Annotated in this window: 18 protein-coding genes; 6 read left to right on the top strand and 12 right to left on the bottom strand. The window is 61.4% G+C overall.

What is annotated here, in order from left to right; translation table 11 throughout:
- Positions 1 to 186 precede the first annotated feature (186 nt).
- Positions 187 to 1,782 (bottom strand): ABC transporter substrate-binding protein, encoded by a 1,596-nt coding sequence (locus IZU87_RS04240; RefSeq protein WP_213113780.1) that lies wholly within the window; start codon positions 1,780 to 1,782, stop codon positions 187 to 189.
- A gap of 956 nt (positions 1,783 to 2,738) precedes the next feature.
- The gene (can, locus tag IZU87_RS04235) at positions 2,739 to 3,392 is read right to left on the bottom strand and encodes a carbonate dehydratase (RefSeq protein WP_131432044.1); all 654 of its coding nucleotides are present in this window, start codon (positions 3,390 to 3,392) and stop codon (positions 2,739 to 2,741) included.
- 383 nt (positions 3,393 to 3,775) lie between these two features.
- Between can and gorA the strand changes: the two genes are divergently transcribed.
- The 4 genes from gorA (at position 3,776) to IZU87_RS04215 (ending at position 11,562) form a co-directional block, all read left to right on the top strand.
- Positions 3,776 to 5,164 carry a glutathione-disulfide reductase gene (gene gorA, locus IZU87_RS04230; protein ID WP_043334248.1) on the top strand — a complete coding sequence of 463 codons (1,389 nt, stop codon included), beginning with the start codon at positions 3,776 to 3,778 and terminating at the stop codon, positions 5,162 to 5,164.
- A gap of 535 nt (positions 5,165 to 5,699) precedes the next feature.
- Positions 5,700 to 6,683: a TAXI family TRAP transporter solute-binding subunit gene (locus tag IZU87_RS04225; protein WP_213113847.1), complete on the top strand. Its 984-nt coding sequence runs from the start codon at positions 5,700 to 5,702 to the stop codon at positions 6,681 to 6,683.
- A 513-nt stretch (positions 6,684 to 7,196) separates the two neighbouring features.
- Complete coding sequence (locus IZU87_RS04220; protein WP_213113779.1) at positions 7,197 to 9,779, top strand: TRAP transporter permease; 2,583 nt, start codon at positions 7,197 to 7,199, stop codon at positions 9,777 to 9,779.
- Between the two features lie 376 nt (positions 9,780 to 10,155).
- Positions 10,156 to 11,562 carry a PhoH family protein gene (locus tag IZU87_RS04215; RefSeq protein ID WP_213113778.1) on the top strand — a complete coding sequence of 469 codons (1,407 nt, stop codon included), beginning with the start codon at positions 10,156 to 10,158 and terminating at the stop codon, positions 11,560 to 11,562.
- A 189-nt stretch (positions 11,563 to 11,751) separates the two neighbouring features.
- On the opposite strand, the gene IZU87_RS04210 is transcribed toward IZU87_RS04215, so the two are convergent.
- A complete protein-coding gene (locus tag IZU87_RS04210; RefSeq protein ID WP_213113777.1) occupies positions 11,752 to 12,717 on the bottom strand; it encodes a DNA-binding protein in 966 nt (321 codons plus the stop codon).
- Between the two features lie 496 nt (positions 12,718 to 13,213).
- On the opposite strand from IZU87_RS04210, the gene IZU87_RS04205 reads away from it, so the two are divergent.
- Both IZU87_RS04205 and IZU87_RS04200 read left to right on the top strand, forming a co-directional pair.
- On the top strand, positions 13,214 to 14,476 hold the full coding sequence (locus IZU87_RS04205) for a tyrosine-type recombinase/integrase (RefSeq protein WP_349305159.1): 1,263 nt from the start codon (positions 13,214 to 13,216) through the stop codon (positions 14,474 to 14,476).
- A gap of 112 nt (positions 14,477 to 14,588) precedes the next feature.
- Positions 14,589 to 15,020: a SufE family protein gene (locus tag IZU87_RS04200; RefSeq protein ID WP_054556665.1), complete on the top strand. Its 432-nt coding sequence runs from the start codon at positions 14,589 to 14,591 to the stop codon at positions 15,018 to 15,020.
- A gap of 184 nt (positions 15,021 to 15,204) precedes the next feature.
- On the opposite strand, the gene IZU87_RS04195 is transcribed toward IZU87_RS04200, so the two are convergent.
- The 9 genes from IZU87_RS04195 to IZU87_RS04155 form a co-directional block, all read right to left on the bottom strand.
- Complete coding sequence (locus IZU87_RS04195; RefSeq protein WP_213113776.1) at positions 15,205 to 15,939, bottom strand: RES family NAD+ phosphorylase; 735 nt, start codon at positions 15,937 to 15,939, stop codon at positions 15,205 to 15,207.
- The gene (locus IZU87_RS04190) at positions 15,936 to 16,337 is read right to left on the bottom strand and encodes an MbcA/ParS/Xre antitoxin family protein (RefSeq protein WP_052384668.1); all 402 of its coding nucleotides are present in this window, start codon (positions 16,335 to 16,337) and stop codon (positions 15,936 to 15,938) included. Before IZU87_RS04190 ends, IZU87_RS04195 begins: the two co-directional genes overlap by 4 nt.
- A 149-nt stretch (positions 16,338 to 16,486) precedes the next feature.
- Entirely contained in the window at positions 16,487 to 16,768 is a 282-nt protein-coding gene (yidD, locus tag IZU87_RS04185; RefSeq protein WP_213113775.1) for a membrane protein insertion efficiency factor YidD, read from the bottom strand.
- Positions 16,769 to 16,805: 37 nt separating this feature from the next.
- Entirely contained in the window at positions 16,806 to 17,252 is a 447-nt protein-coding gene (gene hisI / locus IZU87_RS04180; RefSeq protein ID WP_213113774.1) for a phosphoribosyl-AMP cyclohydrolase, read from the bottom strand.
- Between the two features lie 97 nt (positions 17,253 to 17,349).
- The gene (locus IZU87_RS04175) at positions 17,350 to 18,174 is read right to left on the bottom strand and encodes a metal ABC transporter permease (RefSeq protein ID WP_213113773.1); all 825 of its coding nucleotides are present in this window, start codon (positions 18,172 to 18,174) and stop codon (positions 17,350 to 17,352) included.
- A gap of 78 nt (positions 18,175 to 18,252) precedes the next feature.
- The gene (locus IZU87_RS04170; protein ID WP_082388762.1) at positions 18,253 to 19,083 is read right to left on the bottom strand and encodes a metal ABC transporter ATP-binding protein; all 831 of its coding nucleotides are present in this window, start codon (positions 19,081 to 19,083) and stop codon (positions 18,253 to 18,255) included.
- A 112-nt stretch (positions 19,084 to 19,195) separates the two neighbouring features.
- Positions 19,196 to 20,374: a metal ABC transporter solute-binding protein, Zn/Mn family gene (locus IZU87_RS04165; protein WP_213113772.1), complete on the bottom strand. Its 1,179-nt coding sequence runs from the start codon at positions 20,372 to 20,374 to the stop codon at positions 19,196 to 19,198.
- A gap of 76 nt (positions 20,375 to 20,450) precedes the next feature.
- A complete protein-coding gene (locus tag IZU87_RS04160) occupies positions 20,451 to 21,788 on the bottom strand; it encodes a dihydroorotase (RefSeq protein ID WP_107334788.1) in 1,338 nt (445 codons plus the stop codon).
- 59 nt (positions 21,789 to 21,847) lie between these two features.
- The gene (locus IZU87_RS04155; RefSeq protein ID WP_043334236.1) at positions 21,848 to 22,315 is read right to left on the bottom strand and encodes a Fur family transcriptional regulator; all 468 of its coding nucleotides are present in this window, start codon (positions 22,313 to 22,315) and stop codon (positions 21,848 to 21,850) included.
- Positions 22,316 to 22,559 lie beyond the last annotated feature (244 nt).

The following is a 22,559-nucleotide window of genomic DNA, read 5'->3' as shown; positions in this document are numbered from 1 at the left end:
GCGATGACCAAGGGGGAAGAACAGGCGGGGGTAAGTCGTCGCGTTCAGGTCAGCAGGGCAACCAGAGAGTTCGCTTAGGCTATCTCCGGTTGCCTGACTTGCCTGTCGCGAGGGGTGCGTGGCCAGGAACATGGCGCTGAACGATGCAAGGCGGTTCAGTGCCTGTCCCTCACTCACGCGGCGGGATCACTCCTGGTCGATAACCAGATCCCCCAGGTACGGGAAGTTCATCACGTTCAGCACCGGCTCGATGTTGACGCCATCACGCGCGCCCCAGGCCAGGTTCTGCCAGTGCAGCGGCACGAAACCGGCATCGTCGTAGACGGCTTTCTCGGCGGCCTGCAGCATCTTGGCGCGCTTCTCGGTGTCGGTCTCCAGGTTGGCCTCGGTGACCATCTTGTCGACGTCCGGATTGCAGTAGTTGCCGGAGTTGTACTGACCGACACCGCTGTCGGCATCCGGGCAGAAGGTCAGGAATTCGAAGAAGTTGGCACTGTCTTCGGTGTCCGAGTGCCAGCCGATCATCATCATGTCGGCGGCGCGCGCATCATATTCCGGCCAGTACTGGGCCTTGGGCAGGGTCTTCAGGTCCACCGTGATGTTGATCCTGGCCAGCATCGAGGCCACGGCCTGGGCGATCTTGGCGTCGTTCACATAGCGGTTGTTGGGCGCCATCATGCTGATCTCGAAGCCATCCTCGTATCCGGCTTCCTTCATCAGCTCCTTGGCCTTGGCCACGTCATAGCGCGGCGTAAGCTCAGGATTGTGGCCCTGATAGCCATCCGGCGACATCTGGGCGGCGGGGGTCGCGAAGCCTTTCATCAGCTTCTGGGCGATGCCTTCCTGATTGATGGCGTAGTTGACGGCCTGACGGACGCGCTTGTCCTTGAAGGCTTCGACACGCTCCTGGTTCATCTGGAAGGTGATGATGCGGGTGCCGCCCATCTCGACCAGGTGCACGCCATCCTGCTTGCGAATGCGTTCCAGGTCGGTCGGCGGTACCGGCGCGATGAAGTCCATGTCGCCGGAGAGCAGCGCCGCGACACGCGTGGCGTTTTCCTTGATCGGTGTCAGCACGATGTCATCGACGTTACCCGGCGATTCGGTATCCCAGTAATCCTCGAAGCGCTCGAAACTGATCTTCACGCCCTGCTGACGGTCCGCGACCTTGTAGGGGCCGGTGCCGGACTCGTTACGTGAGGCGAAGGTGTTGGCCGCCTTGGCGATCTCATCCATGGCCTTGCCGTCTTCGGTCTCACCGGAATAGAACGCGCTGTCCATCGGGAAGATATAGGTGGCGGCATTCAGCACCAGCGGGAACGGCTTGTCGGTTACCAGATCCACGGTGTAGTCATCGACGGCCTTGACGTCGGTGAAGGGTGCCAAGATCGCCTTGAAGTCAGCACTCTTCTTGAGGCGCTCGATGGTCCAGACCACATCCTTGGCGGAGAAGTCATTGCCGGAGTGGAACTTGACGCCTTCGCGCAGGTGGAAGCGCATGGTGTTGTCATCGACACGCTCCCAGCTCTTGGCCAGGCGGCCATCGAAGCCGAGGTCCTTGTTCCAGCGAATCAGCGGGTCGTAGACCATGTGCGACAGCTGCAGGGTGCCGCCGGAGAGCTGCTCGTGGATATCGAGGGTCACGGGGTCAGCGTCGTAGGCCATGCGCAGGGTGACGTCTTCGGCCATTGCCGGAGCCGCCATGGCCAATGTCGCGCTGCCGATCAGCGCACACAGGGTCTTCTTGGGCAAGAAAGACTGGAGGGCATTCTGACGGGTCATGAGCATCCCTTTGCTTGTGTAGTTTGATTGTTGTTGTGGCGATCCGGCGCGGCTGTCGAGGCAGACACGCAGGATCGTTCTAACAGTAGAGAGTCACTTGGTCGCGGGACAATCGAAATGTTGAGTAGCCGGATGCAGGTGGTGAATAGCCTTTTCCTGACCACGCAACCTCATCCAGGCTGGTGCAGGGCGCGAGATCGACGAAGCGACACCCCGGATGTCTCACAGCGTCGCCATTTGTCACCTTAATAACGCCGCAAGCTGCGCGTGCTTCCTCTCAGGGCAATACGGAGCGATTCAGCCCTGCCATATGCTGGGCAAGCCACCGTGACACTGGTCTGCCTCGTTCACGCAGCAAGCCTTCATGACAAGAAAATCCCAATAGAATCAATTACCTGAGACAGATGTAATAATCGAGTTCTTGCAAGATTTTGGGACGCGGTGTGGTGGTTGTGTGTATCAGTTCCGTCAGCCGACAGCGCCTGGTTGAGAGACATTGCGTACGCTGAATACCGCCAATCCGGCTTCACGCCACCTGGCGATAAACAGACACCATCAGCGGCAGAAAAGCCGACAGGATAGGCAGTGATTCTCCAATGCGTGCAGTCTCTGCACTTGATTGGTGCGCATGGCGTTCTGCGACCAAAGTTGCGCCTCAGAGGCCCTCCACGAGGGCCTGCAGGGTCGATACTGCGCTGTAAAATTCCCGAACGCTTCGCTGAAAACACGTGAAAGACTTCTCGGCGCAGGTGACTGCCAGGCCTGATTCCATTCAATAGATGCCAAGGCAGTCGACGCTGGAAAGCACTGACAGAGGGAGAAAGGCGCTGGAGGATCGGTCTTGATAAGAGGGAGGCCTGAAACGCGACGCGCCTCCCGAGTGGGAGGCGCGTTGGAGGGCACTGATGTTGCTACCGGCATCCAGCAGCACCGGCAGCTGGATCAGGTCGGCCTGATCAGTCCTGCTGCGGCAAAGGCTCGATGCGGTCCACTCGATACAGCTGCGGCACCTGTGACAGGTTGCTGATGGTGCAATCGAGGTTGTTCACTCGACCATCGGACAGGCCGTAGACCCAGCCGTGCACTTCCAACTTCTGACCGCGCTCCCAGGCACGCTGCAGGATCTTGGTTCTGGCCAGGTTCTGCACCTGAGAGCGGACATTGAGTTCGCACATGCGATTGACCTGCTCATCCAGTGGCAGGTCCTTGAGCTCGTCATAGTGCAGGTTGTAGAGCTCACGCAGGGTGTGCAGCCAGTAGTCGACCATGCCATTGTCACCGCCGGTGATCGAGGCACGTACGCCACCACAACCGTAATGGCCGACGATCATGATGTGTTCGACCTTCAGGACATCGACGGCGTACTGGATCACCGACAGCGCGTTCATGTCGTTGTAGTGGATCAGGTTGGCGACATTACGATGCACGAAGACTTCGCCGGGCGGCAGGTCGATGATCTGGTTGGCCGGTACGCGGGAATCCGAGCAGCCGATCCACAGAAAGTCAGGATTCTGCTGGTCCGAGAGGCGCTTGAAGAACTCAGGGTCGCGCTCGGTCATGGATTCAGCCCAGACCTTGTTTTGCTCAAGCAGCTTTTCGATATTGCTCATGGCAGGGAGACCACTTTTCAAATGACGGGGGCAGGGGACGGTTGTCGCACAGGGGCGTTGGCCGTGGTGCCTCTCGGGCGCAGAGCCTCTTGGCTCAGACCCATGAGGCAGGCATTCACGGCAGCGTCAGGCAAGACCTCAGGGGGCTAAGGTTACGAGCAACAATGTTACCCGCCCGCGGAGCGCTTCGCCAATGACGGTGCAAGCCCCTGTGCCAGCACGTTGTAACTTTTGTCTAACATGCTTGTTGGACATATTTACCGTGTCAGAGGCCACAGGGTCAACCTGAAGGCCGATACGCGGGTAACCGTGCCCAGCGACACGGGACTCCCGAGGCCGCGCGAGTCCTGATACCATGTGGCCAATTCATCAAGGAGATTCCCGTGACCGATCAGACCCATCAGCCTGCGACAGGCCAGTTTGACTTCGACCTGTTCGTCATTGGTGCCGGCTCCGGCGGCGTTCGCGCTGCCCGGACCGCCGCCGCGACCGGCGCCCGCGTTGCCGTGGCAGAAGACCGCTACCTCGGCGGTACCTGTGTCAATGTCGGTTGCGTGCCCAAGAAGCTCTACTCCTACGCTGCCCACTATCATGACTCCTTCAAGGACAGCGCCGGCTTCGGTTGGGATCTGGGCGACGCCCCGCGCTTTGACTGGGCGACCCTGCGCGATCGCAAGACCGCCGAGATCTCTCGTCTGAACGGCATCTATCGCAATCTGCTCAACAATTCCGGTGCCACGCTGATCGAAGGCCGTGCCAGCATCGCCGATGCCAACACCGTCGTCGTCAATGGCGAGCGTCACACCGCAGCCAAGATTCTGGTCGCCACCGGTGGCTGGCCGTTCCTGCCGGACTTCCCGGGTCGTGAACATGCGCTGGATTCCAACCGCATCTTCGATCTGGAAAGCTTCCCGAAGCGCTTCTTCGTCATCGGTGGCGGCTATATCGCCGTCGAGTTCGCCAGCATCTTCAATGGTCTGGGTGCCGAGACGCACCTGAGCTATCGCGGCGACCTGTTCCTGCGCGGCTTCGACAACGAAGTGCGCGAGTTCACGCGTGACGAGATGGCCAAGAAGGGCGTCAACCTGCACTTCAACACCACGGTCGAGTCCATCGACAAGCAGGGCGACGTCTACAGCGTGCGTCTGAGCGATGGCCAGGTGCTGGAAGTGGATTGCATCCTCGCCGCCACCGGTCGCAAGCCGAACATCGAAGGCCTGGGGCTGGAGAATGTCGATGTGGCGCTGAATGTCGATGGCACCGTACGCGTCAACGAGCGCTTCGAGACCACCACCCCGTCCATCCTCGCGCTGGGCGACATCATCGGCGGTCCGGAACTGACGCCGGTGGCGCTTGAAGAAGCCATGCACCTGGTACGTGCGCACTTCGGCGACGGCGTCGTGGGTGGCCTGGACTACGACAGCATCGCGACAGCGGTATTCTGTCATCCGAACATCGGTACCGTCGGCCTCAGCGAGGAAGCGGCGCGCGAGAAGTTCGACAGCATCCGCGTCTACACCGCTGACTTCCGTCCGCTCAAGCACACCCTGTCCGGCAGCGATGAGCGCAGCCTGATGAAGCTGATCGTCGATGACGCCAGCGACAAGGTCGTCGGCGTGCACATGGTCGGTGATGAAGCCGGTGAGATCATGCAGGGCATCGGCATCGCCGTGCGTGCCGGCCTGACCAAGGCCGACTTCGACCTGACCGTGGGCATTCACCCGACGGCAGCGGAAGAGTTCGTCACCATGCGCAGTGTCACGCGCACCTGACAAGCCAGTCGCATAGACGGCTCGTCGAAATGACTGAGCTTCGGAAAGGCTGAACGTCGAAACAGAACGTCGAAAACAGAACGCCCCACGGCCTTGCCGTGGGGCGTTTTTGCATGCGTCTTCTGCGTGCTCCCTGGGGAAAATCAACTGCGAAAGGGGAGTCATGGTTACTGAGTAACGGTGCAGGTTACACAGTCAGCAGCAGCGACCACCTGATTCCGCGCTGAAAGTTGCACGCAATGAGGAAGTGGCAATCCTCGTGTGGCGGGGGACAAGTCGTTGTCTGCGCAGTTCACTGCCAACACCTACACCTTTCGTAGCATAAAGCATGACAAGCTGGTACTCGCGCACTTCAGCTATGCTAGGCTCAGTGCAGCGTTATGCACCTCAAATTACTGAAATATCAGCCATGTGGCAGTGGATATGCCTGAAAATCGGCCTGTTTTACACGCGTTACAAGCAAGGGCCTGGCCGGTATCGAGGTGCACGACGGCAAGACCAATAACAAGCCAGCAAAGGGAGTTTCAACATGACCATGATCAAGAAGTCGCTGACAGCGGCGGTCGCGACCGCAGGTCTTGGCCTGATGGGGGTCTCCGGAGGCGCCAGCGCCGCCGAGCAGACCTTCGTAACCATCGGCACCGGCGGTGTAACAGGCGTTTACTATCCGGCTGGTGGTGCAATCTGCCGCTTGGTCAACCGTGGCAAGGCCGAACACGGCATTCGCTGCAGCGTCGAGTCCACGGGCGGTTCGGGCTACAACCTGAACAGCATCCGTACCGGCGAGCTGGACATGGGCGTTGCCCAGTCTGACGCGCATTACAATGCCTATGAAGGCAAGGGCGATTTCGAAGACTTCGGCCCGAACAAGGACCTGCGTTCACTGTTCTCCCTGCACCCGGAACCGTTCACCGTCGTCGCTCGCAAGGACAGCGGCGTGACCGAGTTCGACCAGCTGGAAGGCAAGCGCATGAACATCGGCAACCCGGGTTCCGGTCAGCGCTCGACCATCGACACTCTGCTGTCCTCGCAGGACAAGGACACCAGCGTGTATTCCGTGGCCTCCGAGCTCAAGGCCTCCGAGATGTCTTCCGCACTGTGTGACAACAAGATCGACGGTTACGTCTACGTCGTGGGTCACCCGTCCGGTTCCATCAAGGAAGCGACCACCACCTGTGACGCCAACATCGTCAATGTCACCGGCGACGCCGTCACCAAGCTGGTCGAAGAGAAGCCTTACTTCTCCGTCGCGACCATCCCGGGTGGCATGTACCGCGGCAACGATGACGACGTGACCACCTTCGGTGTCCGCGCAACCATCGTCTCCAGTGCCGAAGTCGAAGACCGCGTCGCCTACGAAGTGGTCAAGGCCGTGTTCGACAACTTCGATCAGTTCCAGCGCCTGCACCCGGCGTTCCAGGTCCTGAAGAAGGAAGAGATGGTCAATGCTTCCCTGACGGCGCCGCTGCACGATGGTGCCAAGCAGTACTACAAGGAAGCTGGCCTGCTGAGCGAGTGATATGCCCTGCGCGCCTCGCCTGCGAGGCGCCATGCATGAACGCTCACCCTGCGCTCAGGGATCCGAGCACAGGGAGCACAGGGAATTCCCGGAGACCGCACTCGTTGCGGTCTCCGTGCTTGTGGAAAGTCTGCATTCCCGGGCGGCCACTTAGGTCGTGCAGGAAAAGGCCAACCAGAAAAAGGCCGAGCAGGGAAAGCGCAGCAGAGATACCCGCCGTCAGCGCGCAACCAGGACTTGCCTGCGAGTGGCAAGTGACGTGACGGCAGCCGCAGCATGGACAAGCGTGACCATACAAGGCCTCACGCTCGTCACGAGCCTAGCTCACTACCCGTTCAGGACATCGTTCAGGAAATTTACGCCCTGATCGGGTGAATCAATGGAAACATCTGTCAGGCCGGACATACTGAAGACGTAACCAGCTTGATAAGCATGTGGTTGAGCAGGACCTTCTGGTCGAGCAAGAAGGTGACCTGTCAGCCATCGCCTGACTCGCGTACCGGATCACAAAAAATGACCAAAACCCAAACTGCAGCAACGTCTCAGGCGCCAGACGCCGAGACGCATCATGATGCTGAAGTCCTCGAGATGCTGGAGTCGGAAACCGGCGGCCGTCATCCCGTAGGCTTCGTGGGCCGCCACTTCATGTGGCTGATTCCACTGGCATGGTCGTTGTTCCAGCTTTACCACGCCTCGCCGTTGTCGCTGCTAAATTCCGACACCGCGCGCGCCGTGCATCTCTGTTTTGCCATCTCGCTGGCCTTCGTGGCGTACCCGGCCTACAAGGGGGCTCCCGCCAATCGCATTCCCCTCTATGACTGGGCCCTGGCGATCTTCGCCGTGGCGGGTGTCGCCTATGTGCTGATCTTCAGTGATGAACTGGCACGTCGCGCTGGCGCCTATACCACCGTGGACCTGGTGTTCTCGGGAATCGGCCTGGTCCTGCTGCTGGAAGCCACACGGCGCGCACTCGGGCCGCCCCTTGCGGTCGTCGCCAGCGTCTTTCTTCTCTACAGCCTGTTCGGCGCCTACATGCCCGATGTCATCGCGCATGCCGGGGCCAGCCTCAACAAGCTGCTCGGCCACCAGTGGCTGACCACGGAAGGGGTGTTCGGGGTCGCGCTCGGCGTTTCCACCGACTTCGTGTTCCTGTTCGTGCTATTCGGTGCCTTGCTGGAACGTGCTGGCGCCGGCAACTACTTCATCCGCATGGCCTTCTCCATGCTCGGCCACATGCGGGGCGGACCGGCCAAGGCCGCCGTCGTCGCCTCTGGCCTGTCCGGTATCATCTCCGGCTCCTCCATCGCCAACGTCGTCACCACCGGTACCTTCACCATCCCGCTGATGAAAAAGGTCGGCTTCCCGGCCACCAAGGCGGGCGCCGTGGAAGTGGCTGCGTCCACCAATGGCCAGCTGACGCCGCCAATCATGGGCGCCGCGGCCTTCCTGATGGTCGAATACGTCGGTATTCCTTACCTTGACGTCATCAAGCATGCCTTGCTGCCGGCATTGATCTCCTACATCGCCCTGATCTACATCGTGCACCTGGAAGCGTGCAAGGCCGGCATGGAAGGTCTCAAGCGCACCCAGAAGACCAGCATGATCGCGACCTTGCTGACCTTCCTGACCGTCTTCATCGGCATGGGGATACTCACGCTGGTCGTCTACTACGGCATCGGCTGGATCAAGACCCTGGCGGGGGATGGCGCAGTCTGGATCGTGCTGCCACTGCTGCTGGCCTCCTATGTGGCACTGATCGCCTATTCGGCACGCTTCCCGGAACTTGGCGATGGCGACATCGATGAACTGCCGCCGGTCGGCCCAACCGTCAAGGTCGGCCTCTACTTCCTGCTGCCGGTCGTGGTGTTGGTGTGGTGCCTGACCGTCGAACGCATGTCACCGGGACTGTCGGCCTTCTGGGCCGTGCTGTTCATGATCTTCATCACCGTGACCCAGCGTCCGCTGGTGGCCATCTTCCGCAAGGAAGGCAATGTCGGCGGCGCCGCACAACGCGGTGGCGAAGACCTCTTCCATGGCCTGGTGATCGGCGCCAAGAACATGATCGGCATCGGTGTGGCGACCGCGGCGGCAGGTATCGTCGTGGGTACCGTGACCCTGACCGGGCTGGGTCTGAAGATGACCGCCTTCGTTGAGTTCATCTCGGCCGGCAACCTGATGCTGATCCTGCTCTTCACCGCCGTTATCAGCCTGATTCTGGGCATGGGCCTGCCGACGACCGCCAACTACATCGTCGTCTCGACGCTGATGGCACCGGTCATCGTCAATCTGGGCGCGGAAAACGGCCTGATCGTGCCGCTTATCGCCGTGCACCTGTTCGTGTTCTACTTCGGGATATTGGCCGATGACACGCCACCGGTGGGGCTAGCCGCCTTCGCGGCGGCCGCGATCGCCAAGGCAGACCCGATCAAGACCGGTATCCAGGGCTTCACCTACGATATCCGCACCGCGATCCTGCCGTTCATGTTCATCTTCAATACCAACCTGTTGCTGATGAACATCGACAGCTACTGGCATCTGGCGATCACGGTGGCCTCGGCCGTCGCGGCGATGCTGGTCTTCGCGGCGGCGACGCAAGGCTACTGGCTGACGCGTACGCGCTGGTATGAGACCATCGGTCTGCTGCTGATCACCTTCACGTTGTTCCGTCCGGGCTACTGGTGGGACATGATCTATCCGCCGACCACCATGGCCGCGCCGCAGCAGATCGAGACGCTGATCGCCGAAGCGCCGGTGGACAGCAAGCTGCCGATTCACGTCTCGGGCATCAATCTGGACGGCGACGAGGTCTCCAAGACCGTGTTGCTGCCGGTCTCTGACGCCGAGAGTGGCGAAGCCCGTCTGACCGATGTCGGCCTGACGCTGGATATCAGCGACGAGCAGGTACTGGTCAGCATGATCGAGTACGGCAGCGTGGCACAGCAGGCCGGCATCGATTTCGACTACACCATCGATGGCATCCAGCAGACGGCTGAGCGTCCGCCGAAGGAAATCGCCATGCTGCCGGCACTGGCATTGCTGTGGCTGATCGGCTTCCTGCAGGTACGTCGACGTCGTCAGCAACCCGCTGTTGCCTGACGCCGCAGCGCTATCCGCTCGACAAGATAGCGTTTCAGCGCCAACCCTCACGGCGGATGCCGTGAGGGGATAAACAAAAGCCGCCCCCGAGATGCTCGGTGGGCGGCTTTTTCATGCCTGCGGCGCTGTCTTATACCTGAGGCGCTGACTTTGCGTGCGGCGCGGCTGGCTCTCTCTGCTACAGGTTGGCGCTGCTCAGCATGATGCTGTCAGGCACCAGGCAAGAGGGCATTTCATGAGGGAGCAACAGTATGCGCCTGCCCTGCGTGACCTGTCTGCAAGGCTAGCGTGAAATATGAACGCGTTTTTGCAACACGATCGACATATTCATCATGCTAGCTTCAAGGGGCACACTCCAACGGAAGGCATGTCGCCAATGGTAAGAGTCGAGAAGCAGTCCCGTCGTCTGTACGTCCTCGATACCAACGTGCTGATTCACGACCCCTCAGCCCTGTTCCAGTTTGACGAGCATGATGTCGTCATCCCGATGACGGTGCTGGAGGAGCTGGACAAGCACAAGAATGGCAACAAGGAGATTGCCCATACCGCCCGCCAGATCAGCCGCACGCTGTCCGATCTCACCGCGGATGTCACACCTCAGGAAATCCTGCGTGGAATTCCGCTCCCGCCTTCCATGAATGGCACGGGCAACCTTCACTTCCTCTCCGGCCATGTCGATCAGAGCGACGCCTGCGCCGACAATCGTATTCTCGCCGAGACTCGCAGCCTGTCTGCACGCTGTCAGGACGCCTCGGTCATCCTGGTGACCAAGGACATCAACCTACGCATCAAGGCCGCCGCCCTGGGCATGGCGGTGGAAGACTATCTAACGGATCGCGCCTTCACCGACAGCGACGCCATGATCGAGGGCGTCAAGCTCTTTCATGAGGCCGGCCACGACGGCCAGGGCGTCTGGGACGACATGCAGGTCGATGTCACCGTCACGCGCGAGCACCATCGCACCTTCTATGAGCTGTCAGGCCAGATGCCCAAGGACTGGTACCCGGGCATGCTGATCGCGGATTGTGATGGGGATGATGGCGCCAGCTTCGAGGCCATCGTACGCGAGCTGGAGCACGACTATGCACGCCTGGAAGTGCTGCAGAACTATCGCAACGAGCGCAGCGCCTGGGGGGTGAATGCCCATGACAGTCGCCAGAACTTCGCCCTCAACCTGCTGATGGACGACAGCGTCGACATGGTGTCGATCGCGGGCAGTGCAGGCACCGGCAAGACTTACATGACGCTGGCTGCCGCGTTCGAGCAGACACTGGAGAAGAAGCGTTTCGAGCGCATCATATTCACCCGCGCGCCGATCGCTATGGGCGAAGAGATCGGCTTTCTGCCCGGCACCGAAGAAGAGAAGATGTCGCCGTGGATGGGAGCCTTCCATGACAACATGGACAACCTGCTGCGCAAGGAGGGAGAAGGCACCAGCGCCTGGAACGAGGAGGCCACGCGCGCCTGGATCGGCAATCGTGTCCAGATTCGTTCACCATCCTTCATGCGTGGCCGCACGCTGAGCGATACCTTCCTGATCATCGATGAAGCCCAGAACCTGACGCCCAAGCAGCTCAAGGGCCTGCTGACACGGGCGGGCGCCAACACCAAGGTGGTACTGCTGGGCAATGTGGGCCAGATAGACACTCCCTATCTGACCGCCAACACCTGCGGCCTGGCGGTGGCAGTGCAGCGCTTCAGCTCGTGGCCGCATGCCAGTCACGTGACACTCAAGTGCGTCGAGCGCTCACGTCTGGCGCTGGTCGCGGAAGAGCTGCTGTGAGATGTTCGCCACACTTTTGACAACCTGATTCACCCGATGGCGTCGCCATCACGACACTGACGGTTTTGATATCTCAACAGCACTGACAAAAAACGCCGCCCATCAGGGCGGCGTTTTCGTGTGCATTGCATCACGTCAGTCATGGAGATCATCACGCCGCAAGTGCGTGGCGATCACTCGGCAAGGCTTTCAGCATACGAAGGGCGGCAAGGGCGCAAAGGCCAGGCGTTCCTTGAGCAGCTTGTTCTCATGCGTCAGCTGCCCCAGCTGGGCCTCCAGGCGTGAGTATTCCGCCGAGGAGTGCTCCAGCTGTGCGCGCATGTCCTTGAGCTCCGTCTCGCGCTGCTGGCGAGCCGAGGTCTCCTCAAAGCGGCGACGCTCTTCTTCCTGCAGCTGCTTGCGTTGCTCGGCTGCCTGGGCATCGAGACGCTCGACGCGCTTCTCGAGCTGCTCCTGACGACGTCGATGCTGCTTGTCGAGCTCGCTCTTCTCGAGGCGCGCATCATCCAGCATCTTCATCAGGCGCGTTTCACTGGCTTCATGGCGCGCCTCTTCCTGTGCGAGGCGCTCCTTCCACTCGCTTTCCTGCGCCTGGATCGTCTGCTGATGGCGCTCGTGGTCCACTTCGCGCGTGCGCTCCATGGCCGCGATGTCTTCCTGGGCCAGGGTCAGGCGCTTTTCGAGCTTGTCCTGCAGCTGCTGCCAATGTTCCTGCTCATTGGTCAACGTCGCCAGGGCCTGCACACGCTCTTCAAGGCGCGCCTGCACCTGGGCCAATTGCTCGGACAGGGCACTGAGGCGCTGTTCGGCATCTTCCGCGCGGCGCTGTGCCTGCGCTTCGGCTTCACGCGCCTCGACGGTCTGCTTGTCCGCTTCCTGGCGATAGTGCACCAGGCTTTCATTGGCCAGTGACTGCGCCTCCTTCCAGACCGTGGCCAGGGTCTCGGTGAGACTGTCAGGCATGGCCTGGCTCAGCGGCTCATCACGCTTCTCGGCGCGCCGCTGGCGCCAGTCACGCAGGTGATCGCTGATGGTGGTGAAGCTGCCGGTCCCCAGCGCTTCACGAATCTTCTGCACGCTCGGGGCCTCGCCCCGTGCCATCAGTGACTCGATGGCTCGTTGTACATCCTCGTACTGGACGCCAGTGCGCGCCATGGGAATCTCCGTCCGTAGTCCGTCATTGATACGTCGTTAGTCGTTGCTGCTTGACCGCCATTACGCCACGAAGCGCGGCCAACTACCACTCTCCAGCACGCGCTCTCGTACACGTAAAGGCAGCGGATGGACCACGCCATCTGACGAGAGCAATACCTTGGATGCCGCTCGCCTTCTTCTGCCATCAGTCCACTCCCAGCCTGGTGCCCATCTTAGCGATGTTTTTTGACAAGATAAAGATAATTACATATTACGTAATACGTAATTTACGATACAGGAGGGCTGATAAATTCATGATTACGCGCCTTATCTTGAATTATCATGGCCGTAACGTCACAATCAGCCCCGAGGACAGGGCAAGCCGGTCAGAACAGTAAAGGGCAGAGCAGGAAAGGGCAGACAAGAGAAGGACAGGGGCGCCACAGAGCGGCGCAAGCCTGAAATGTCGCGCCAGACGGGCCATATACAGCCAAGATTTTTCAACGGGAGTTGATCGGTGGAAGAAAGCACGCATGACGGCATCACGGCGCTGGTCGGGCATCTGGAGGGCGAGCTATCCAGAGCGCAGCAGCATGCCCAACTGATGGCCGCTGATGATCGCTCACTGATTCGCGCCCGCACGGATGTTGAAGCCGTGGCCGCCTGGCTCAACGAATATCGCCACAGCGCTCAGACGCTGCGCGCCTATCGCAAGGAGGCAGAGCGCCTGCTGCTATGGCTCAAGGCCGAGGGAGAGCAGGGCAGAGAATCTGCCCTGGCCAGTCTGGACCGCGCACGCCTCGAGCACTTCGAGGCGTTTCTGGCCGACCCTCAGCCTGCAGAGGTCTGGATCGGCAGCGTACGTGCCCGCAAGCATTCTCAGTGGCGACCCTTTCGCGGCCCGCTGGCTCCCGCCAGCCGCCGTCAGAGCCTGGTGATCCTGCAGGGCATGTATGCCTGGCTGATCGAGGCCGGCTACCTGTCACGCAATCCGTTCCGCCTGATGCGCGACAAGCGCCGCATGGACAACCGCACGCTGCGCATCGAACGCTATCTCGAGCGCCCGCTATGGGACTGGCTGTGGGGGCGTATCGAAGCGCATTGCGAGGAGCTGACACCGCTCGGTGCTTCACCTGAGGACGGTGTGTCCCGCAAGCGCTTCGTGGCCGAGCGCCAGCGCTTTCTGTTCGCGTTCGCCTATCTGATGGCGCCCCGCATCGCGGAGATGGCCGCCGCGAGGATGGGCGATATCGTCAAGCGGGAAGGCCAGTGGTGGTGGCGGGTGATAGGCAAGGGCGCCAAGCTCGCCGAGATTCCATTGCCGCCGCCGATGCTCGAGGCGCTGGTTCGCTGGCGTCGCCTGCTCGGACTCAGTGATCTGCCGCAGGCACTGCCCGCCGACGAGTCGCTGCCGCTGCTGGCGCGCCTGGATGGCACGACAGCGCTCGGCGACAACCAGCTCTACCGCCTGATCAAGCAAACATTCACACAGGCTGCCGCTGACATGCGCCAGCGAATCCAGAGCCCCGGCGACGCCAGTGAGCTGATGGCACGCACCCTCGATCAGGCAAGCCCTCACTGGCTGCGCCACACCGCGATCACCCATCAGGCACAGGCTGGGGTAGAGCTGCGCTTTCTGTCGCGCTCCGCCAGACACTCGCGACTGGATACGACATCGCGCTACCTGCACGCCGAGGACAGCGAATGGCAGCAGCAGATGGCCAGACATTCGCTGGCGACGCCAGGCCATCCGCCTGAGGCGCCAGAACACGACTCATGATCGCTGCCACAAGCGCTCAGGCCCGAAGGCGCCGTGCGTCCGGCGAGGTCAGGCGTTATCATGGCGACAGCGTATCTTCAGACACTTTGCAGTGACATCATCGGGAGTCAGCATGAGCGACGCGCAACAAGCGCAGGCGGAACTGGTCGAGGAATTCAGCTTCTTCGACAACTGGATGGACCGCTATCAGTACATCATCGACATGGGCAAGGCGCTGCCGGAATACCCGGAAGCACTGAAAGGCCCTGAGACCAAGATCGACGGCTGCCAGTCCAACGTCTGGATTCACCCCGAAGTGCGTGGCGAAGGCAGCGAGCAGCGCCTGCATTTCCAGGCGACATCGGACGCCGCCATCGTGGCAGGCCTGATCGCCGTGGTACTGCGCATCTACAACGACCGGACGCCGCAGGAAATCGTCGCCACCCAGCCGACCTTCCTCAACGAGCTCGGCCTCGACAAGCACCTGTCGCCGACGCGCTCCAATGGTCTGCATGCGATGCTCAAGCGTATCTACGGCGTGGCCGAGCTGCACGCCAACGCCTGAGGCCTTTCGTCTGGGGGCTGATGCTTCAGGTCTTGTGCTTCAGGTCTGGGCCGACACGAGTAACGCAAGACGCCCGCCATTCCAGTCTCGAGATTTCGAGCGGAATGGCGGGCGTCTTTTTTGGGCTTTTCTCAAGAATTTCTCAGGGCTTTCTCAGGTCGTTCAGCAGGGCGCCTTCACACCCTCAGCGATGCTCGCGCACTTCCAGCACATGGGTCATGGCCTGATGCTGACCATCCCAGACATAGCGCAGGTGCGGTCCCTGAATGGGGATGCTAACCGCCGGCGGACGCAGGATGGCCGCGCACTCGGCGCTTGCATCCACCTGAGCGTGGCGCACGCTGGGGTAGAGCAGGCCGAAGCTGCCAGCCTCTCGCAACTTGGCGGCAAAGGCCTGGCCGGCTGGGTAGCTGGCCATGTCTGGCTGACAGAGGGCGTCATGACCCTCGCGAATGTCATGCAGTGGCTGCGTCACGCGATTGACGTAACTGCGCATGGTCATTTCCTGACTGGGCTGCGCGGTATCGGCCAGAAAGCGCGCCATGTGGAAGCGGGTCTCGCTGATCGCGGTGTCCAGCGTACTGGCGCAGTAATAGACCCCGAAACTGCCATCGGTGAAGCGCGAGGCACGCCCGATGTGCGTGAAGGCCGCCATCACCGGCGTGGAACCCGGCCCGCTGATACGGTCTTGCGGTGCGACGCGACTCAGCTCGCCGGCTTCTTCGCGCAGGCGGTCATTGGTCAGCGCCTCGATGGCAAACGCCATCTCCAGCTCATCAGGCTCGAGAATACCCTCGAATACCGAAATGGGCGGGAAGGCGCTGGAGATCACGCGCCAGGCGTTCTGCCAGTCCGGCAGCGTCAGCGCGGGAAGGGCGGAGTCATCGACATGCTTGCCTTCGCTCGTCCATTCGCTCATCCACGCACTCCGTCGAGATAACGGCGGGTGTCGGCCAGCGAGACCACCTGACCGGCCAGCATGTAGTCCAGCGCACTCTGGCCATTGAAGGGCGCCGCACGATTGGGACGACGTACCCATTCATGGGCCATCTCGGGCGTATTGCTGAACAGGATGCGCAGGGCCTTGTGAATCCCCATCACGTAGGAGATACGCTCCAGGGTGTCGTTGGGCAGGCGCACTTCCGGCAGCTTGCGATACTTGTGATAGGTGGTGGTACCGATGCCCCCCAACAGCACGCGCTGATCCGCCGCACTGCACTGCCACTTCTCCATGATGTTGAAGAAGGACTTGAGGGCAACGCGGCCCGCACTGGGGCTGGTCGGGGACACACGATCGAGGGCGGCTGCGGTGGACATGACATTCTCCTGCTGACTGACGATGGCATCACAGCTGACGCCATACACATGTGAATGATAGCACATAAACACTTCACATGCGTACAGCCAGCCGCAAGACTCCACCGCTCGCAGGGCACTCGACCCAGTCACTCACAAGGCGTATGCCCTCAAGGCCTGGGCGCGTCGTCCTGATCATGCTCATCGCAGCAGCTGGCAGATGAGGCGTGACCCTTGCGCGGTGGCACGGGGTCCACGCCACCCGGCCCGCCCAGCGGATGGCAGCGCGACAGACGCCTGGCCGTGAGCCAGCACCCCTTGAGGGGCCCATGCACCTTGATGGCCTCCAGTCCGTAACTGGAGCAGGAAGGATAGAAGCGACAGCGCGGCCCCAGCAGCGGGCTGAGCACCAGCTGATAGCCGCGCAGCAAGCCGGTCAGCAGGCGCGTCATGACCGACGTCACGCCGCGTCTGAGGGGGTGGCGACGTTCAGGCGTTGCCATACAGGGTGTTCGGATCAATGATCGGTGCATCGGTAATCTCGGCACCTTCAGCATCCAGGCGCCAGTAGAAGCAGCTCTTGCGCCCGGTATGGCAGGCAGGGCCTGTCTGATCGACCTTGACCAGCAGGGCATCGCCATCGCAGTCCAGATGCGCACTGACCAGCTTCTGCTGTTGGCCCGAGCTTTCACCCTTGCGCCACAGCTTGCTGCGCGAGCGTGAGAAGTAGCACACGCGACCGGTGGAGAGCGTCTCGCGCAGGGCTTCGGTGTTCATCCACGCCATCATCAGTACCTCACCGCTGTCATGCTGTTGCGCGATGGCGGGAATCAGGCCGTCACCATTCCAGGGCAAGGCGGCGATCAGCGCCTCCAGCGCGACCTTCTCGCCGACGTCGGCATTCTCCAGCGACTTGAGCAGTCCATCCTGTGCCATTGAGGGTGTTTCCTTGCAGAGTCCATATCGAAGCCCCCTCAAGCGTCATGTCACGCTGGCAGGGGCTCACGCAGTATTCAATATCACAAGCCGCGAATCAGCGACGCAGCCCGCCACGGGCGCTGCGCCAGATGAGCGACAGCAGGTAGGCGACACCGGCCACCAGCACGATGGTCGCGCCGGCCGGCAGGTCGAGCTGCCAGGAGAGCGCCAGCCCACCGGTGGTGAAGGCCATGGCCGCCAGGCTCGCGATCACGATCATCATGCCCAGTGAGCGCGCATGATGACCGGCAAGCGCGGCAGGCAGGGACAGCAAGGCCAGCACCATGATCAAGCCCACCGCCTGCAACAGCAGCACGACGGTGATCGCCACCATCACCAGCAGCAGCAGGTAGAGCGTCTTGACCGGCACGCCCCGCAGACGCGCGAACTCTTCATCGAAGATCACCGCGGTCAGCGGGCGATGCACCAGCAGCAACACCAGTGCCAGGCCTCCCACCATCCAGGCGAGGGTGCCGATGGCATCCGCGGGCACCAGCAGCAGGTTGCCGAACAGATAGCTCATCAGGTCGACCTTGTAACCCGGGGTCTGACTGATGAACAGGATGCCGGTGGCCATGCCGATGGCCCACAGCGCGCCGATGACGGTGTCTTCCTGATCAAAGCCCTTGAGACTGATGTAGCCGATCAGCAAGGCGGCGAGAATGGCGCTGATGAAGGCGCCGACCAGCGGGCTTGCGCCCATGAAGTAGGCGATCCCCATGCCGGCAAGCACGGTATGGGCGATACCCCCGGCCAGATAGCCGATGCGACGTACCACGACATAGGGGCCGACCAGACCGGCCGCAAGACTGGCCAGCAGGCCGGCGAAGAGGGCGTTCTGGAGAAAATCCTGGCTGCCCAGGGCGGTGATGAAATTCATGTAATGTAAGCCTAGAGCGCAGAGCGGGCGACGTGAAGGAAGTGAAACAGGCCAGACGGACAGTCACCGGCCGCGACATCAGTGATGGTGATGGATCATCTGGACGTTTTCACCATAGAGTCGCTCGATCGATTCAGCGGTGAGCGTCTCGGTGTCATGGACGATCATCTTGCGGTTGAGGCAGGCGACCCGATCGACGTAATCACTGATGAAACCGAGATCGTGACTGATCACCACCACGCTCATGCGGTTGGCCAGGCGATTGAACAGCTCGAACAGGGAGCGCTCGCCGTCGCTGTCGACACTCGCGGTGGGCTCATCCAGCAGCAGCAACTGAGGCTCGGCCGCCAGGGCGCGGGCAATCAGCACACGCTGCAGCTGACCGCCGGAGAGGGCATCGATATGCCGACGGCGCAGATGACTGATACCGACTTCTTCCAGCACCGCACCGATCGCCTCACGGTCCGCGCGTGGCCAGGGGCCCCACTGACGACGACGCCCCTGACGTCCCATCAGCACGACATCTTCCACGCGGATGGGGAAGCGCTTCACGAAGTTGGCAAACTGCGGCACATAACCGATATGGCGCGCGGCAGCCTTGGGCGTGCGCCCCAGCACGCGGACACAGCCAGCCGCCGGCTTGTGAAGACCGAGTATCAGCTTGAGCAGCGTGCTCTTGCCGCCACCGTTGGGCCCGATCAGTCCCACTATCTCGCGCGCGCCGACCTGAAAGTCGACATCGTCGAGAATGACCTGCTCGCCATACCGGAAGGTCACGCCGCGAATATCAATGGCATCCGGAGCATCTGCCGGCACCGGGCGAAAGACCGGTCCGACACTGCGCCCGGTGGCTGACGCCTCCGGATGGCTGTCCGTACGCGGGCGCGCGACGGAGATGGGGCTGACCATGACGTAAGGTACCTCGTTGCAACGCAGACGGGCGCATGAGCGCCCGTCTGACTTTTCGATGGGGCAGGGCATTGTGCAAGATCAGACGATATGCGCAATACCCGGCCGGCAATTACTGGCTGTCAGTCAACTCGAAACCCGCCTTCAGCGCTTCGGTGGCGTGCTTCAGATTGTCGAGATAGTCCTCTGCCAGCGGGTCAAGCACGGCCACTTCGGCCTCCAGGGAGCTGGCGATCCGCTTGGCTGCCGTCTGGGAGAACTGCCCCGAGACGAAGATGGTGCCGATGTTCTCATCCTTGGCACGCGTGATCAGCGTGGCCATCTCGCGCGGCGTGGGCTCACGGCCACTGACTTCAATGGCATGCTGCTCGAGCGAGTAGCGGTCCGCGAAGTAGCCGAAGCTGGGATGGAAGATCAGGAAATTGCGGCCCTTGTAGGGGGCCAGCGTCTGAGCGATCTGCGCATCCAGCTCGCTCAGGGTCTTGAGCAGACGCTGCTCATTGGCATCGATCTCGCTGGCATGCTGTGGCAGGCGTGCCTCGAGCACCTCGGCGGCACGCTCGACGACGGTCTGCATGCGCTGCGGGTCCAGCCAGAGGTGGGGGTCGGCTTCGCCGAGGTCCTCATCCTCGTCATGCTGGGCACCATGCGCCTGATGATCAGCATGCTCATCGTGGTGCTCGGCATGATGTTCTTCGTGACCTTCGTGCTCGCCGTGATGCTCTTCGTGGGCCTCATGATCAGCATGCTCGTCGTGCTCATCATGATCGTCGTGATCACCATCGTGATGCGCGTCCTGCTCATGAGCATGCGCTTCATCATGACCGTGGTCATGCGCCTCACCACTGCCGAAGTGGCGTGTGTTGAGACCCTCTTCCAGATGCACGACCTGCATCTCGGCGTTGTTCTTCACCAGGCGCGGCAACCACACCTGCTCGAAGGGCACACCGATGGCGAGATAGAGCGGAACCGTCGACAGCTCGGCCACCTGGCGCGGGGTCGGGTCGTAGGCGTGCGGGCTGTCGCCCGGCTTGACCAGCGTGGTGATCTCGACATGCTCACCGGCCAGCTGATCGACCATCCACGCGATGGGCGGCACGCTGACGGCCACATGCAGAGGGGCGCTGTCCTGGGCGTGGGCGGCAGGCGTGGCGAATGCGGCAAGCACGCCCAGCACACTCAGCGGCAGGGCACGCGCGGCCCGCGGACCCAGCGTGCGCTGGACCCGAGACAGCAGCTTTTCACACAACACTTGGCGAGACGCCAGGGGAGAGCCCGCATGCATACTCATGACACCACTTCCTTTGCTAGTGATCACGGCATGATGCGGGCAGGGCGTGCCGAGAACCGGCACGCCAGGTCCGCCATCAGCCGCGGTTGAACGAGAGTCGCTGGCCGTTGGCCACCGGATTGACGGTCTTGCCGTCATAGGCTTTCACGCCGTTGACGAAGGTCGCATCGATACGCGCCTTGAAGGTCACGCCATCGAAGGGGCTCCAGCCACACTTGTAGAGCACGTTGTCACGCGTAACGCTGGTCTCGCCGTTGAGGTCGACCAGCACGAGGTCTGCGAAGGCCCCTTCACGGATGTAGCCGCGATCGACGATGGAGAAGCGATCCGCCACGTTGTGGCTGGTCTTCTGCACCAGGGTCGCCAGGTCATAGATGCCGTCCTGTACCTGATCGAGCAGTGACAGCAGGGCATGCTGCACCAGCGGCAGGCCGGAAGGCGCCTTGAAGTACGGGTTCTGCTTCTCTTCCCAGGTATGTGGTGCGTGATCGGTGGCGATGATATCGATACGGCCATCCATCACGGCAGCGCGCAGGGCGGCGCGGTCTTCGGCGGTCTTCACTGCCGGGTTGCACTTGATCAGGCTGCCACGGGTGTCGTAATCGGCGTCGCTGAACCACAGGTGGTGCGCGCAGACTTCGGCGGTGATCTGCTTGCCCTTCATCGGGCCGGCCTTGAACAGCGCCATTTCCTCGGCGGTGGTCAGGTGCAGGACATGCAGCTGGGTACCGTTGCGCGTCGCCAGGTCGATCGCCAGACGCGAGCTCTTGATGCAGGCTTCGCGCGAGCGGATCAGGCCGTGTTCGGAGAAGGGCACGTCTTCCCCGAAGCGCTCACGCCAGCGCGCTTCGTTCTCGAGAATCATCGGCGTGTCTTCGCAATGCGTGACGATGGGCGTCGGTGCATGCTTGAAGATGCCTTCGAGAATCTCCGGATCATCGACCAGCATGTTGCCGGTAGAGGCGCCCATGAAGATCTTGATGCCGCAGGTCTGGTTCGGATCCAGCGTCTTGATCGCTTCCAGGTTGTCGTTGCTGGCACCCAGATAGAAGGCGTGGTTGGCATGGGCACGACCGGCCGCCACGGCAAACTTGGCTTCCAGTGCATCGCTGTCCAGGGTCGCCGGCTTGACGTTGGGCATGTCGAAGAAGGTGGTGATCCCCCCGGCCACGGCAGCAGCTGACTCGGTGGCGATGTTGCCCTTGGCGGTCAGGCCCGGCTCACGGAAGTGCACCTGATCATCGATCATGCCCGGCAGCAGATGGCGGCCGGCGGCATCAATCACTTCACGTGCATCGAGGTGAGACAGGTCGCTGCCGATGGCGTGAATACGCCCGTCCTTGATGCCCACATCCTGAGTGGAAATGGTGCCTTCGTTGACGACTTGCGCCTGTGAGATGCGGATGTCCAGCATGTGACGTCCTCCGTGGGAAGCAAATGTTATATCGTATCAAAAGCGCTCGCAAGCGCCGTTCACTGAGCGTTTTCTGCCATGGCAGCTGCTTGAGAGGTGCAATCCTGGCAACGCCCCTCGAGTTCGATGGTCTGGCGTTCGATCGAGAAACCATGGCGATCGGCGCTGGCGACTAGCCGAGTACCGAGATCGTCATCATGCATTTCCTCGACACGACCGCAGCCGCGGCAGATCAACAGCTGGAATCCGTGCTGATGTTCCGGGCAGTGGCAGGCAAGGTAGGCATTGAGTGATTCGATGCGATGGACGAGGCCCTGTTCGAGCAGGAAGTCCAGTGCACGATAGATCGTGGGAGGGCGGGCAGCGCCATGTTCCTTGGCGAGCTGATCCAGCAGGTCATACGCCTTGAGTGCGCCATGACTGGTCGCGATCATTTCCAGTACACGTCGCCGAATCGGCGTAAATCGCACACCGCGCGCCAGACATTGACGTTCGGCCTGGTCGATCAGCGAAAGTGGCTCTGGCATGAAGAATCCTGAGTGTCGTGAATCCCGGATGTCAAAAGGCGTCAAGCGCGATGAGGGCAAGTGCGTCAGCGCGCAGCCTGAATGACCAGATGCTTATTCTAGGGCAAATGGGCCATGACGGGCCACCGGCAAAGGCATCGGGGCTGCGTGAGTCACTCAAAGGCAACGCACGGCGCGGAGCTAACATGAAAGCGTGGACAAGCGATCAATATGATATAACATAACAATTATCGCTTTCTGGTCG

Source organism: Cobetia sp. MC34 (assembly GCF_018340035.1).
Classification (GTDB): domain Bacteria; phylum Pseudomonadota; class Gammaproteobacteria; order Pseudomonadales; family Halomonadaceae; genus Cobetia; species Cobetia amphilecti.
Note: the sequence above shows the minus strand (reverse complement) of the source record. Positions and strands in the feature narration are given on the sequence as shown.